Origin of the sequence: Gluconacetobacter diazotrophicus PA1 5, from assembly GCF_000067045.1 — a bacterium.
GTDB classification, from domain to species: domain Bacteria; phylum Pseudomonadota; class Alphaproteobacteria; order Acetobacterales; family Acetobacteraceae; genus Gluconacetobacter; species Gluconacetobacter diazotrophicus.
On the sequence record NC_010125.1, the window covers coordinates 1285545 to 1299090 of the forward strand.

Consider the following 13546-nt stretch of genomic DNA (forward strand, 5'->3'; position numbering starts at 1 on the left):
GTCGATGAACGGGTTTTCTCTTCCGCGCCGCGCCGGGCTGCTGGTCCTGGCGGCGCTGTCGGGCTGCACGCTGATCCCCGACTACAAGCGGCCGGCGCTGCCGGTCGCGGCAAGCTGGCCGAAAGGCGAGGCCTATCATGCCGGCAGCACCGGGCAGATCGGGACGGCGGCGTCCGACCTGGGCTGGCGCGACTTCTTCGTCGATCCGCGCCTGCAGGCGCTGATCGCGCTGGCGGTGCGCGACAATCGCGACCTGCGTTCGGTGGCTTCGGCGGTCATCGAGGCCCAGGGCCAGTACCGGGTGCAGCATGCCTCGCTGTTCCCGCAGATCGGCGGGACCGGGATGGCGCTCTACCAGGCGCCGTCGGGGAATGGGGGCCTGAGCTTCGCGCCGGGCCTGGATGCGGGCAAACACGGCGAGTACTACAGCAACGGCCACGTCTTTAAATATTACTCGGGCGGCATCGGCTTCTCGTCCTACGAGATCGATCTGTTCGGCCGCATCCGCAGCCTGTCGCGCGAGGCATCGGACCAAGTGCTCAGCCAGGCCGCCAACGCGCGCGGGCTGCTGATCAGCGTGATCTCGCAGGTTGCGACGACCTATGTCGCGTGGCTGGCGGACCGCGAGCAGTTGCAGGTGACCGAACGTACCCTGGCGTCCCAGCAGGATACGCTGCGCCTGACCCAGGCGCGGTTCGACCGGGGCGAGACCGACCAGCTGACCCTGCGCCAGGTGGAAACCCAGGTCGAGCAGGCAGCCGCCTATCGTGCCCAGTACCTGCGCCAGATCGCGCAGGATGAAAACGAACTGGTTATGCTGGTGGGCGCGCCGCTGCCGGCCAACCTGCCGGACCCGGCCCCCTTCGGCCGCCAGACGGTGCTGGCCGACCTGCCGGCGGGGCTGCCGTCCGACCTGCTGGACCGGCGGCCGGATGTCGTGTCGGCGGAATTCGCGCTGCTGTCGGCCAACGACGATATCGGCGCCGCGCGCGCCGCCTTCTTCCCGCGCCTGATCCTGACGGCGTCGGACGGGGTGTCCAGCCTGCAGTTCCGCAACCTGTTCACCTCCGGCGCCACGACGTGGGGGGCCAACCCGCAATTGCAGATCCCGCTGCTGACCTGGGGCCAGAACGAGGGATCGCTGCAGGTCTCCAAATCCCGGCGGGACCAGCGCCTGATGGCGTACGAAAAGGCGATCCAGACCGCGTTCCACGAGGTCTCGGACGCCCTGGCGGCGCGGGCGACTTACCTGGACCAGTCGCGGCAGCTCGACGCGCTGGTGGGGTCCTCGGCCGATGCGTACCGGCTGGCGCGGATGCGCTTCGACGCGGGGGTGGATTCCTACCTGAACACGCTCGAGGCGCAGCGCGCGCTCTATACCGCGCAGCAGAACCTGATCGTAGTGCAGGAAGCGCGCTACCAGAACCTGATCACCGTCTATCGCGCCCTGGGCGGCGGCTGGACCGAACGCACCATTCCGCCGGCGACGGCGGTCCGGTCGGGGTAGGTCGCATCGCCGGTGCGGGCAGGGCGGGTCCTTCGGGACCCGCCTTTTTTATGGCCGTTTTCATGGCCATGTCCGTGCCGCCGGGCTGGGTCCAGCCCTGTTCCGCAACTTTTGGCCATACTCTCGTTGAATCCTGAGCCGGAAAGAAGAGGAACATGGCTTTGCAGAAAACCTATGATCTTTTCATCGACGGCCGTTGGGTGCCGGCGGCCAAGGGCGAGCGCCTGGCCGTGGAAAACCCGGCGACGGGTGACGTCCTCGCCGAGGTCGCCAACGGCACGTCCGAGGATGTCGACCGTGCCGTGGCGGCCGCGAAGCAGGCGATGCCGGGATGGAGCCGCAGGACCGCGACCGAGCGGGCGGATGACCTGTATCGCCTCATCGGCCTGATCAAACGGGATGCCGAGCATCTGGCACGCACGATCACGCGGGAAATGGGCAAGCCGATCCGCGAGGCGCGCGTCGAAGTCGCGTTCGCCACGGACCTGCTGCGCTTCGCGGCCGAAAATACCCGCCGCCTGGAAGGCGAGATCCTTCCGGGCTCCCGCTCCGGCGAGAAGATCCTGATCGACCGCAAGCCGGTCGGTGTCGTCGGCGCCATCGCCGCCTGGAATTTCCCGCTGGCGCTGGTCGCGCGCAAGCTGGGCCCGGCGCTGGCGGCGGGCAATGCGATCGTCATCAAGCCGCATGAAATGACGCCGCTGGCCGCGCTGGAACTGGCCAGGCTGGTGGCCGAGGCCGACATCCCGGCGGGCGTGGTCAATATCGTCACCGGCGACGGTCCGCGCGTTGGCGTTCCGCTGGTGGCGCATCCGGACACGCGGCTGATCACCATGACCGGCAGCACGTCCGCCGGGAAGAAGATCATGGCCGCCGCGGCCGAGCACCTGAAGATCGTGCGCCTGGAACTGGGCGGCAAGGCGCCGTTCATCGTGGCGGACGACGCGGACATCGACCGCGCCGTGGAAGCCGCCGTGGTGTCGCGCTTCGGCAATGCCGGCCAGGTCTGCACGGCGAACGAGCGCACCTATGTCGATGCGAAAATCTATGACACCTTCGCGGCCCGGCTGCGTGCCCGCATCGAAAAGCTGAAGGTCGGCGACCCGCTGGACGAGGCGACGGACATGGGGCCGAAGGTCTGCGGCCCGGAACTCGAAAAGGTCGACCAGATGGTCCGGCGCGCGGTCGAACAGGGCGCGAAGCTGGAACGGGGCGGCGCGCGGCTGACGGGCGGCCTCTATGACAGGGGGCAGTTCTATGCGCCCACGCTGCTGACCGGTGTCACCGGGACGATGGACATCGCCCGGAACGAGGTCTTCGGGCCGGTCCTCTCGCTGATCCGGGTGGACAGCTACGAGGACGCGATCCGCCAGGCCAATGCCTCGCGCTATGGCCTGTCGGCCTACGTGTTCACCAACAGCCTGGACCGGATCATGAAGATCAACGCCGAACTGGAATTCGGCGAGGTCTATGTGAACCGCGAGAGCGGCGAGTCCGCGCATGGCTTCCATCACGGCTATCGCGACAGCGGCATCGGCGGTGAAGACGGCCAGCACGGCCTGGAAGCCTATGTCGAGACGCAGACCATCTATCTGAACGCCTGATCACACGCCCGATCCGGCCGGTCGCGTCCCGTCCCGCCTGTTTATCAGGCAGGCGGGGCGACCGGCCGTGCCGTGCCGCGAAAAGTTGCATCGCCCGAAATAACATCTGTTGTGATGTCGCGATTTATTGTGCGCGGCATTGTATTGTGCACTGCAACAAAAGCATCGTCGGACGATTATTTGCGTATTCCGGTTGACGGGCAGAAAAAAAACGGTCATTGAAGGTTCACCAGAGCGAGAAAGACCGGAACGGCACCGCTCCGAAAAAAACAAGAAACCTGCGGCATAGCGATCGCGGGAATAAAAATGCGAAGGGTCTGAACCTTCGTGAACTTGGGGACCCAGGGGGTGCATCGCGTGCGATGCACCCTTTTTTATTGGTCCGTTCGCGATATGCGCGGCGTCCCGCCCCCAGGAGTAGACGCAGACCGTGAAACCGACGCCCCATGATCCCCGACTGGTCATCGCCGTTATCATGGTCACGGTGGCGATGGGCGCGCTGGACGCCGTATCGCTGGTCCATCTGAAGGTCTTTACCGGCTACATGACCGCCACGCTGATCCTGATCGCGGTGCATCTGGCCTCGGCCGAATCCATTCTCGGGCCGGGGCTGCTGGCCATCGGGTCCTATCTGATCGGCGCGGCGGTGGGCGGGAGGCTGGTGCGGCGGGCCCATTCGCGGCGGCGCACGGTGGCCGACCTGCTGATGGCGGTGGGGACGCTGGTCCTGGCGGCGTCGGCCGTCTGGTGGGCGGGCATGCCGTGGCGCCATTTCATGACGCTGGTCATCCTGGCCATTGCCATGGGATTGCAGACCTCGGCCACGCGGCATGCGCAGGTGACCGACCTGACATTGCCGGCGGCGACGATGCTGCTGCACGGGCTGGTGCATGACAGCCGCCTGGCCGGCGGGCCGTCGCGCGGCGCGTGGCGGCGGCTGGCCGCGATCCTGGGCCTGTTCGGCGGCGCGGTGCTGGGGACGTTCGTCTCCAGCGTGTCGGTGGCCGGCGCGATCGCCATGGTGGGCGTGACGATCGGCTGCGCCGGTTTCCTGTTGTACCTGGAGGATCATCCGTTGCTGGACCGGCTGGAAAACGCCGGTCCCGGCAACGTCTAGGCGGAGTCCGGGACAGGGCCCCGAACGTTTACTTCACCCGGGCGACCCGCAGCGTGTTGGTGCTGCCCGCCACGCCGAACGGCAGCCCGGCCGCGATCACGATCGTATCGCCCGACCGTGCCAGGCTGCTGGCGACCGTGGATTCGATCGCCTGGTCCACCACGGTTTCGACGGTGCGCACCGGCGTTTCCTGTCCGACGGACTGCGCCTGGACCCCCCAGACGACGCACAGCCGCCGCGCGATCTCGTCGGTGGGCGTCAGGCCGATGATGGGGCACGACGGCCGCTCGCGCGAGATGCGCAGCGCGGTGGCGCCGGCCAGGGTGAAGGCGACGATCGCGCGCGCGCCCACGGTGGTGGCGACCTGCCCCGCCGCCGCCGCGATCGCATCGGCGACGAATCCCTCGGGCGCCGGGCAGCTTGCCTGCATGATCGACTGCCAGACCGAGTCCTCTTCGACGCGGCTGACGATCCGGTTCATGATGCCGACCGCTTCCTGCGGATACTGGCCGGCCGCGGTTTCGGCCGACAGCATCACGGCGTCGGCGCCGTCGAACACGGCGGTGGCCACGTCCGACGCCTCGGCCCGGGTGGGGGTCGGGGCGGTGATCATGCTTTCCAGCATCTGGGTCGCGACCACCACCGGCTTGCCCAACTGGCGGGCCAGGCGGATGATGCGCTTCTGGGCCAGCGGCACGGCCTCGGGCGGCAGTTCGACGCCCAGGTCGCCGCGCGCGACCATCACCGCGTCGGACAGGCGGACGATCTCGTCCAGATTGTCCATGGCCTGCGGTTTTTCCACCTTGGTCATGATCCAGGCGCGGCCGGCGGCGATGGCGCGGGCTTCCTCGACGTCCTCGGGGCGCTGGACGAAGGACAGGCCGATATATTCGACGCCCAGTTCCAGCGCGAAATCCAGGTCCTTGCGGTCCTTCGGGGTCAGGGCGGGGATGGGCAGCACGATGTCGGGCACGTTCACGCCCTTGCGCTCGGACAGCACGCCGCCCACGGCCACGATCGTATCCAGGTAGGTGGGTCCGACCTCACGCACCACCAGCCGCAGCTTGCCGTCATCCAGCAGCAGGTTGCTGCCGACCGTCGCGGCATGGATGATTTCCGGGTGCGGCAGGCGCACGCGTTCCTCGTTGCCGGGCGCGTCGTCCAGGTCCAGGCGGAACGAGGCGCCGGTCCGCAGCGTCACCTTGCCGTTCTCGAAGGTGCCCACGCGCAGCTTGGGGCCCTGGACGTCGGCCAGGATGCCGATCGGGCGGCCCAGCTCGGCCTCGACCGAGCGGATGATCTCATGCCGCGCGGCGTGGTCCGCATGCGTGCCGTGCGAGAAGTTCAGGCGGAACACGTCGGCGCCGGCCTCGGCCAGTGCGCGGATCACTTCCCGGCTGGACGATGCCGGGCCGAGGGTCGAGACGATTTTCGTCCGACGGGGACGAGAGGCGGAGACGATGGTCATAGGGCGCTTTCTCCTTCTGGATTCATGTCCGTAAGCGGATCTTCTGGTCTTCGTCAGTCGGACGCCCGATCGGCGTCACTACGGCTGGATGGTCTCCTGCGGCAGAAGACCCCAGACCGACGACCGGTCCAGCCAGCCCGAATAATGCTGCACGCTGACCCTGCACCAGGTTGTGCCGGCGGCGCACGTGCGAAATGTGCCGACGGAACCCGGCTTCAGCACCGCGACGACCGCCGATGCGGCATCGGCCGCCGCGCGCAGGATGACGGCGCCCGGGATCGTGGCCGCCGCCGCCGGGTCCGCAAGGTGGCCGACGACGGTGGTGTCGAAATGGCCGCCCGGCCCCGGTTGCGGCGTCGGGGCGGCGGGCTTGCCGCCGGCCGGGGCGGTCCCGCTCCGGGCAGGGGCGCCCTGGGCAGAAGCACCCTGGGCAGCAGCATCTGATGCGGGGTCGACCGGCGGCAGCCCGGGCACCACGAAGGTGCGTGCGCCGACCAGCGTCGCCTGATGGACCCAGCCTTTCTGGCCGTCGGAATCCTCGACCAGGCGCCAGACGTCGAATTCCCGCTCGATTTTCACCGGCAGGTCGCGGCGGTGATAGACCCAGGCGATAGGATAGCGCTGGCCAGGGCCCGAACGCATGTTCACCTCGTCCGCGCGCAGCGCCGCGAAGCGCGGCAGCGGCAGGCCGGTCACGGTGCCCTTGTCTATCGCGGCGGCATCCGCCGGTCCGGGGGGGGACGGGATGGCCGTCTCGGCCTGCGCCGGTCCCGCCGTCCCGGCCGCCACCCCCGCTGCCGCGCCGGCCGCCACACCCGTCGCGGCAGGGGGAAGGGCGGCATGGCGGGGCGCGATCACATGATGGTGATGAGGCGGCGTTCCCCCGTGAATCGCCCCGGCATGGTGGGGGGCGGGGTGGTGCCCGTGGGGCGCGGGGGCGGCCGCGTGATGATGATGGCGCGCGGCGGTTGCGGCCGGCACGGGTGCGTTTGCCGGCGCATGATGGTGGTGGTGGCGGTGATGCGTGGCGGTCTGCTGCGCGGCCGCGCCCGGGGCGCCCAGCGCGGCCGGGGCCAGGATGGCGGCGCAGACCAGCCAGCCACGGCGGACGGTTCCGCCGGCCGGCGCGGCGCTGGCCGGCAGGTGCCAACGGAAGGGACGACGGGCGAGGGAAGCGTCATGGCTGCATCCCTGCCAAGGCCCAGGCCGCTCGGCAAGGGGTTTTGGAGGGCGTCCGCGAATTCTTCACAGGCTGATGATCTGCCGCCCACGGGCCGCGTCCAGGAAGCTGGGCACGCCCGCCACCCGGACCCCGGGCAGCAGGGCGTCGGCCGGCAGGCCGGCGATGCGCAATCCGGACTCGCAGGCCATCAGGACTCCGTCCAGCGCCAGCACGGCGTCGCGCAGGGTATCGAACCCGGCCACGCCGCTGGCCTGCACCGCGCCGTCGGTCCCGGCGCCGCGCAGTCCGCTCCAGTCCCGGGCCAGGGCATGCACCCCGTGGCCGGCGGCGAACAGCAGCACCGGGCGATCGACCGCCAGCGCCCCGGCGGCCAGGACCAGGGCATAATGCGCGCGCTCGTACCCGCCATCCAGCAGCAGGATGGCCAGGCCCTCCTGTCCCGCCTCGGCGTGCCCCGGCTCAGCGGACATCGGCGGCCCCATGCGCCGACAGGTCATGGATGCTGGCGTGCGGGCCGCACAGCGCGCAATCGGGGTCCGGCGCCAGGCGGACGGTGTGGAACCGCGCCGCCAGCGCGTCCCAGACCAGCAGCCGTCCGTCCAGGCTCTCGCCGATCTCCAGGATCTCCTTCAGCGCCTCGGTTGCCTGCAGCGTGCCCATGACCCCGGTCACGGCGCCGAACACGCCGGCCTCGGCGCAGGACGGCACCGCGCCGTCCTGCGGGGGGGCGGGATACAGGCAGCGATAGCACGGCCCGCCGCGATGCGGCCGGAAGGTGGATATCTGCCCCTCGAACCGCAGCACGGCGGCCGATACCAGGGTCCGCCGCTCCAGCGCGCAGGCATCGGCGACCAGGTAGCGGGTGCGGAAATTATCGCTGCCGTCGCAGACCAGGTCGTAGCCCCCGACCAGTGCCCGGGCATTGCCGGCATCCAGGCGCGTCGCATGGGGCTCGACCCGCACCAGCGGGTTGACCGCGCGCATCGCCTCGGCGGCCGACTCGACCTTGCGCTGGCCGATCCGCCCGGTGGTATGGGCGATCTGGCGCTGCAGGTTCGACAGGTCCACCACGTCGTCATCGACCAGCCCGATCCGTCCCACGCCCGCCGCCGCCAGGTACAGGCCCAGCGGCGACCCCAGGCCGCCCGCGCCGACGATCAGCACGCTGGCCGCGCGCAGCGCCGCCTGGCCGGTGCCGCCGATCTCGGGCAGCAGGATGTGGCGGGCGTAGCGCTGGATTTCGGCTTCGGAAAAATCAGGGATCATGGGGTCCGGTCCGTTCGCAGGATTATGGCGCGCGACCTGTCTGTTTGTAACAATTTGTATCACCCGGCATGATAAACATGCATGTCGGGCATGTTTATCGTATGGTGCCCCGGCATGACAGGGACGATTTTTCGATGAACCGTTTCACACGTCTGATGCCAGCGGCCCACATGATTGCCGTTCGCCGGCAGCAGGCCCGCCGCATCTGCGCGGTGACGGTCGTCATGTCCCTCTCGCTCTTCGTCGCCTCGCCCTTCGTGACCCTGTGGTCCGTGGCCTCCGCCATCCAGGCGCACGATGCCCGGGCGGTGGGAACGTTCCTGAACTGGCGCGCGGTGCAGACCAGCCTGAAATCGCAGATCCTCGGCGGCGTCGTCAGCCCGCAGCCCGCCAATGACGACGACCTGCCGGAATTCGGGTCCTCGTTCGCCACGGCGGCGGTATCCAACGCCGTCGACACGAACGTGAACGCCGACACCCTCGCGACCCTGATCGGCCAGGTCATGCCGGCCGCCAAGCCCGCGCCCGCCGCCTCCCCGATCGCGATCCTGCGTCACGTCCATGTCCGTTTCCTGCGTCCCGACATGTTCCAGGCCCGCATCGTCCTGCCGGGGCACGAGCATGACAGCCCGCTATGCCTGCAGATGCGCATCCAGGGCTGGCGCTGGAAAATCATCCAGGTCGATTTGCCCGGAAGCCAGGGCAATCATCCGATCGTCGAGGCCTCGGTGGCCACCGACCGATCTCCTACCTTCCTCACTGAAGGCTTCAGTCCAGGCGACCCGGTCAAGGGGCGCGGTCGGTGCCCCGCGCCCCGGCCGTTCATCGGCGCGGTCGGTCCGTGGTGTCGGCGGGCAGGTCTTCTTCCAGGATCGTGATATGCAGGGCGTAGGACACCTCGCCCTCATCCTCGTCCCGATGGACGGTGCCGATGATTTCGCCTTTCACAGCGATCTCGACCGACAGACCGGCGCGCGGGGGGGGATTCACCGTCAGTTCGGGCGAACCCAGCAGGCGGCGCAGGCATACCTGCAACCGGGTGATCTCGGAGGCGGACATGCTGGTCATAATTCAGTGCTCCTGGTCGGGGATAAGGGTCCGGTCGCAAGGCCCGGGCGGCCGGACGCGGTCCGTGCCGGATGGATTGCCGCACGCTATAGGCACTCGGGCCACCGCCCGCAACCGAGGAGACGGTTTCAAAAGCCCCGCTGCCGGGCGGGGGCGGCCCAAGGGGACTGTTGAAACGGCCTCCGGACAGGCTTTGTGTTGCTGGTGCCAGGATCATGCCATGTTTCCATGCTGTCCTGCCGCCTTCCCCGTTCGTCATGGTTTTCGACCCGGCCAAGGAGTCCAGGCTTGAGGATATCGCCCACCCTGCCCGCGCGATTGATCCGCCGGATGCGCCTGCCGGGCCTGGCGGTGGCGGCCGGGCTTGTGCTGCTGGCCTCCGGCGCCCGGGCGGCGGCGCCCACCTTCGGCCCCATCGAGGCCGCGCGGACCCTGACCGCCCGCTCCCTGGCGGAACAGATTCGCCAGGACGGGGCGGCGAAGACCGCGCAGGTCCTGGCCCAGGACCGCGAATGGCCGCGCGTGCGCCGCGCGGTGGCGGCGGGATGGCAGAACTGGATCGCGCTGATGCCCGCGCTTATGCCGGCGGCCGACGCCGCGACCGCCCGGTCGCTGCAGGGCGCGCTGCGCCAGGCGTTGCTGCTGAACACGGCGGCGGTGCTGGCGGCGCTGGACCCGAAGAACGGTCCGGTCCGGGGCGGGCAGGCGGTCTGCGCCCCTGGTGGGATGCCGGCCGCCTGGCGCGGGCGGGCCATCCGCGCGGTCCAGGCGCTGCATGATATCCACCTGACCAACCAGGGCGGCGACTGCCTGCGGGCCTTGCAGGGTGTGTCCTAGATAGCCCCGATACCCTGCCAGCCATGGCGGTCCAGCGTCGCGCGGATATGCGCGGGCGGCGGTGCCGTCGCGCTGACGGGGGGTGACAGGGGCAGCGCCAGATGGCGGCTCATCAGGTGCAGGGTCGGCCCTTCCGCGCCGCCATAGACCGGGTCGCCCAGGATCGGGCAGCCCAGGCTGGCGCAGTGCAGCCGGGCCTGGTGGGTGCGGCCGGTCAGCAGATGCAGTTCCAGCCAGCTTTCCCGCCCGTCGGACGCCAGGACCCGCCAGTCGGTCCGCGATGCCTGCCCGTCCGGGGCCGCGACCATGCGCCAGCCCTGGCGGTCGGAATGACGGGCCATCGTCATCGCCACCGTACCGCTGTCGGCGGCGGGGCGCCCCTGGACGACGGCCCAGTAGGTCTTTCGCACCTGGCCCGCCGCGAAGGCGGCCTGGGCCGCCAGCAGCGCCTGCTTGCGCAACGCGATCAGCAGGCAGCCGGACGTGTCGCGGTCCAGGCGGTGGGCCAGCCACGGCCCGTCCGCGCGGCGGGACAGCAGCGGAAAGGAATCCTCGACCGACGGGCCGCCGGACGGGCCGGGATGGACCGGCAGGCCCGGCGGCTTGTCGATGACGATGAAGCGGTTATCGCGGAACAGGACGGGAAAAGGGTCCGGCCGGTCGTCCGGGCGGCGGGTCATTCCTCGTCGTCGGCGGTGCGGCGCAGCAGGACCTCGCGCCGTCCGACATGGTTGGCCGGGCTGACGATGCCTTCCTTTTCCATCTGCTCGATGATCTTGGCGGCGCGGTTATAGCCGATGGACAGGTGCCGCTGGATGAACGAGGTCGAGGCCTTGCCCTCGCGGGCCACGACCGCCACCGCCTGGTCGAACAGGCTGGTTTCCTCGTCGAAGCCGCCGCCGCCCAGCCCGTTGCCCGAGGACCGGCCCGCCGAACCGCCGCCGCCATCCTCGTCCTGGGCCGAGATGACGTCGTCGTCATAGATCGGCTCGCCCTGGCTGCGCAGGAAGCGCACCACGTCCTCGACCTCGGTATCGCCGACGAAGGGGCCGTGGACGCGGGTGATGCGCCCGCCGCCCTGCATGTACAGCATGTCGCCCTGGCCCAGGAGCTGCTCGGCCCCCTGCTCGCCCAGGATGGTGCGGCTGTCGAACTTGCTGATGACCTGGAACGAGATGCGGGTCGGGAAATTGGCCTTGATGGTGCCGGTGATCACGTCCACCGACGGCCGCTGCGTGGCCATGATGACATGGATGCCCGCCGCGCGGGCCTTCTGCGCCAGGCGCTGCACCGCTGCCTCGATCTCCTTGCCCGCGACCATCATCAGGTCCGCCATCTCGTCGATCACCACGACGATATAGGGCAGGGAATCGAGCGCGAGCTGCTGCTCCTCGAAGGTCGGGCGCCCGGTCTCGGGGTCGTATCCGGTCTGCACCCGCCGGCTGACGACCTCGCCGCGCCTGCGGGCCTCGGCCACGCGTTCGTTGTAGCTGCCGATATTGCGCACCTGCAGGTGGGACATGGCGCGATAGCGCCGGTCCATCTCCCGCACCGTCCATTTCAGGGCGGCGACCGCCTTGGCCGGTTCCGTGACCACGGGGGTCATCAGGTGGGGAATGCCCTCGTAGATCGACAGTTCCAGGATCTTGGGGTCGATCAGGATCAGCCGGCATTCCTCGGGCGACATGCGATAGAGCAGCGACAGGATCATCGCGTTCACGCCCACCGACTTGCCCGACCCGGTGGTGCCGGCGATCAGCAGGTGCGGCATGCGCGCCAGGTCGCCATAGACCGGCACGCCGGCAATATCCTTGCCCAGCGCCAGGCACAGGCGCGACGCGGAATGATGCCAGGCATCGTCGGTGAACAGTTCGGACAGGAACACCGTCTCACGCAGGGCGTTCGGCACCTCGATGCCGATGACGTTGCGGCCCGGCACGGTGGCGATGCGCACGCTCAGCACCGACAGGGACCGCGCCACGTCGTCGGCCAGCCCGATCACCCGGGCCGAGCGGATTCCCGGCGCGGGTTCCAGTTCGTACAGCGTGACGACCGGGCCGGCATGGATCTGCCCGATCTGTCCCTGCACCCCGTAATCGGACAGCACGGTTTCCAGCAGCCGGGCATTGGCCTGCAACGCCTCCTGCGACGGCCCGGTCTCCATATGCGACGGGGCCGCCTTCAGCAGCCCGATCGGGGGCAGGCGCCACGGATCGCGCCCGTCGGGCCGCGGCGGCGGCGCGTAGCCCCGTGCGTCCTCGCCGGTCCCGCCCTGGGGGCGGACAGGCAGGTCGGGCGCGGAGGGCTCGGGCGCCGTGGCGCGGCCGCCGAACAGGCGGTCCAGGCGGCTCATCAACGTGGTGCGCGGGGCCTCGGCGGCCGTGTCGCGCGCCGGCTCGGCCAGCGGTACGTGGGGATCGACGTCGTCTTCAACGTCCCAGGGGGCGATGTCCTGCGCGCGCGGACCGCCCAGCAGCAGCGGCGGCGGTTCGTCGGCCACGTCCGTGTCCATGCCCGGCGGCTGGACCCAGCCGGTACCCAGGGACGGCCGGGGCGCGGGCGGCCGGGGCGGGGGCATGCGGGGCGTGGACGCAGGCGGGGCGGGCCGGGGGGCCGGCCGCTCCATGCGGATGGTGCGGGGTGGTGGCTCGGGCGCGCGGGCCTGGGCCGACAGGTCCGGCCGGGCCGGGATCGGCGCACCGGCCTGGCCCGCCACGTCGGCGGCGGCCGGGCGGTCGGGGCGGCCCTGCCGCGCGGGCATGCTGCGTGCCAGGCGCAGCGGCTGCCGCGCCGCCGCGCGCAGCCCCCGGCCGATCGCCGCCCATTCGGCCAGGGACAGGCCCATTCCCAGCGGGACCAGCAGGATGGTCAGCAGCAGGCCCAGCACCCACACCGCCAGCCGGCCCGCCGGGCCCAGGACCGATGACGCGGCCTGCAGCGCGGTATGGGCGATCGACAGGCCGAATGCCCCGCCCGGCCCGGATTCGGTGGGCCAGTGCGGCGCCGGCAGCATGGGCAGCAGGATCGGCAGCGCCGCCAGCAATGCCCCGATGACCGGCATGGCGCACAGCAGGGCAACCAGTCGCAGCAGGATCGAGCCCAGCCCCGCATGCCGGACCACGCGCCACCCCCATGCCATCATGGCCAGCACCGGCAGGGCGGCGGTGATGCCCACATTCTGCAGCAGCACGTCGGCCAGGTACGACCCGGTGAATCCCAGCAGGTTGGTCGGCGCCTGGGTGCTGGCGGTGTTCATCGACGGGTCGAGCGGATTGTAGCTCCACAGCGCGGCGGCCAGCGCCAGGGCCAGCAGCCACAGCACCATGCCCCCCATTTCAGCCAGCCGCTGCCGCGCGGCCGACCGGATGCGCGGAGAGACCAGGGAGGCAGGGATATAGCGGCCAAGGCTCGGCAAATGTTCGGATCCTGTGTACGGGGCCTGTCCGCCCGCGGGAACGGGGCGAGTCCACGGGACGGCAGGCGCGATGAAGCCGGA

The 13546-nt window shown here is 70.2% G+C and carries 12 protein-coding genes; 5 read left to right on the forward strand and 7 right to left on the reverse strand.

The genetic code is table 11. From position 1 onward, the window contains the following. Nucleotides 1-4 precede the first annotated feature (4 nt). The 3 genes from GDI_RS06105 (at nucleotide 5) to GDI_RS06115 (ending at nucleotide 4228) form a co-directional block, all read left to right on the forward strand. Complete coding sequence (locus tag GDI_RS06105; RefSeq protein WP_012224499.1) at nucleotides 5-1507, forward strand: efflux transporter outer membrane subunit; 1503 nt, start codon at nucleotides 5-7, stop codon at nucleotides 1505-1507. A 155-nt stretch (nucleotides 1508-1662) separates the two neighbouring features. Beyond that, a complete protein-coding gene (gene aldA / locus GDI_RS06110; protein ID WP_012224501.1) occupies nucleotides 1663-3111 on the forward strand; it encodes an aldehyde dehydrogenase in 1449 nt (482 codons plus the stop codon). A gap of 430 nt (nucleotides 3112-3541) precedes the next feature. Continuing rightward, nucleotides 3542-4228, forward strand: a complete 687-nt coding sequence (locus tag GDI_RS06115) for a YoaK family protein (protein ID WP_012224505.1) — start codon at nucleotides 3542-3544, stop codon at nucleotides 4226-4228. A gap of 28 nt (nucleotides 4229-4256) precedes the next feature. Here GDI_RS06115 and pyk read toward each other — a convergent pair whose 3' ends face one another. From pyk to GDI_RS06135, 4 genes are all read right to left on the reverse strand, one after another. Then, nucleotides 4257-5696, reverse strand: a complete 1440-nt coding sequence (gene pyk, locus GDI_RS06120) for a pyruvate kinase (RefSeq protein WP_012224507.1) — start codon at nucleotides 5694-5696, stop codon at nucleotides 4257-4259. A 78-nt stretch (nucleotides 5697-5774) separates the two neighbouring features. Beyond that, entirely contained in the window at nucleotides 5775-6677 is a 903-nt protein-coding gene (locus tag GDI_RS06125) for an SH3 domain-containing protein (protein ID WP_012224510.1), read from the reverse strand. A gap of 264 nt (nucleotides 6678-6941) precedes the next feature. After that, nucleotides 6942-7349: a DsrE family protein gene (locus GDI_RS06130; protein WP_012554074.1), complete on the reverse strand. Its 408-nt coding sequence runs from the start codon at nucleotides 7347-7349 to the stop codon at nucleotides 6942-6944. Continuing rightward, nucleotides 7339-8145 (reverse strand): HesA/MoeB/ThiF family protein, encoded by an 807-nt coding sequence (locus tag GDI_RS06135; RefSeq protein ID WP_012224514.1) that lies wholly within the window; start codon nucleotides 8143-8145, stop codon nucleotides 7339-7341. The genes GDI_RS06130 and GDI_RS06135 overlap by 11 nt, the downstream gene beginning before the upstream one ends. 134 nt (nucleotides 8146-8279) lie before the next feature. Between GDI_RS06135 and GDI_RS06140 the strand changes: the two genes are divergently transcribed. After that, a complete protein-coding gene (locus tag GDI_RS06140; RefSeq protein ID WP_231854231.1) occupies nucleotides 8280-9023 on the forward strand; it encodes a DUF2939 domain-containing protein in 744 nt (247 codons plus the stop codon). Here GDI_RS06140 and GDI_RS06145 read toward each other — a convergent pair. Then, a complete protein-coding gene (locus GDI_RS06145) occupies nucleotides 8968-9213 on the reverse strand; it encodes a DUF3126 family protein (RefSeq protein ID WP_012224521.1) in 246 nt (81 codons plus the stop codon). The two genes, GDI_RS06140 and GDI_RS06145, sit on opposite strands and share 56 nt — an antisense overlap. Nucleotides 9214-9501: 288 nt before the next feature. Between GDI_RS06145 and GDI_RS06150 the strand changes: the two genes are divergently transcribed. Then, nucleotides 9502-10050: a hypothetical protein gene (locus tag GDI_RS06150; protein WP_012224523.1), complete on the forward strand. Its 549-nt coding sequence runs from the start codon at nucleotides 9502-9504 to the stop codon at nucleotides 10048-10050. On the opposite strand, the gene GDI_RS06155 is transcribed toward GDI_RS06150, so the two are convergent. Next, nucleotides 10047-10730 carry an RluA family pseudouridine synthase gene (locus GDI_RS06155; RefSeq protein ID WP_012224525.1) on the reverse strand — a complete coding sequence of 228 codons (684 nt, stop codon included), beginning with the start codon at nucleotides 10728-10730 and terminating at the stop codon, nucleotides 10047-10049. The genes GDI_RS06150 and GDI_RS06155 overlap by 4 nt on opposite strands. Then, nucleotides 10727-13465 carry a DNA translocase FtsK gene (locus GDI_RS06160; RefSeq protein WP_012224527.1) on the reverse strand — a complete coding sequence of 913 codons (2739 nt, stop codon included), beginning with the start codon at nucleotides 13463-13465 and terminating at the stop codon, nucleotides 10727-10729. The genes GDI_RS06155 and GDI_RS06160 overlap by 4 nt, the downstream gene beginning before the upstream one ends. Nucleotides 13466-13546 lie beyond the last annotated feature (81 nt).

What these genes read in the sequence shown, in the direction of transcription:
- GDI_RS06105 (WP_012224499.1), top strand. Translation starts at nt 5, where the DNA reads ATGAACGGGTTTTCTCTTCCGCGCCGCGCCGGGCTGCTGGTCCTGGCG.
- aldA (WP_012224501.1), top strand. Translation starts at nt 1,663, where the DNA reads ATGGCTTTGCAGAAAACCTATGATCTTTTCATCGACGGCCGTTGGGTG.
- pyk (WP_012224507.1), bottom strand. Translation starts at nt 5,696, where the DNA reads ATGACCATCGTCTCCGCCTCTCGTCCCCGTCGGACGAAAATCGTCTCG.
- GDI_RS06130 (WP_012554074.1), bottom strand. Translation starts at nt 7,349, where the DNA reads ATGTCCGCTGAGCCGGGGCACGCCGAGGCGGGACAGGAGGGCCTGGCC.
- GDI_RS06135 (WP_012224514.1), bottom strand. Translation starts at nt 8,145, where the DNA reads ATGATCCCTGATTTTTCCGAAGCCGAAATCCAGCGCTACGCCCGCCAC.
- GDI_RS06140 (WP_231854231.1), top strand. Translation starts at nt 8,280, where the DNA reads ATGAACCGTTTCACACGTCTGATGCCAGCGGCCCACATGATTGCCGTT.
- GDI_RS06145 (WP_012224521.1), bottom strand. Translation starts at nt 9,213, where the DNA reads ATGACCAGCATGTCCGCCTCCGAGATCACCCGGTTGCAGGTATGCCTG.
- GDI_RS06155 (WP_012224525.1), bottom strand. Translation starts at nt 10,730, where the DNA reads ATGACCCGCCGCCCGGACGACCGGCCGGACCCTTTTCCCGTCCTGTTC.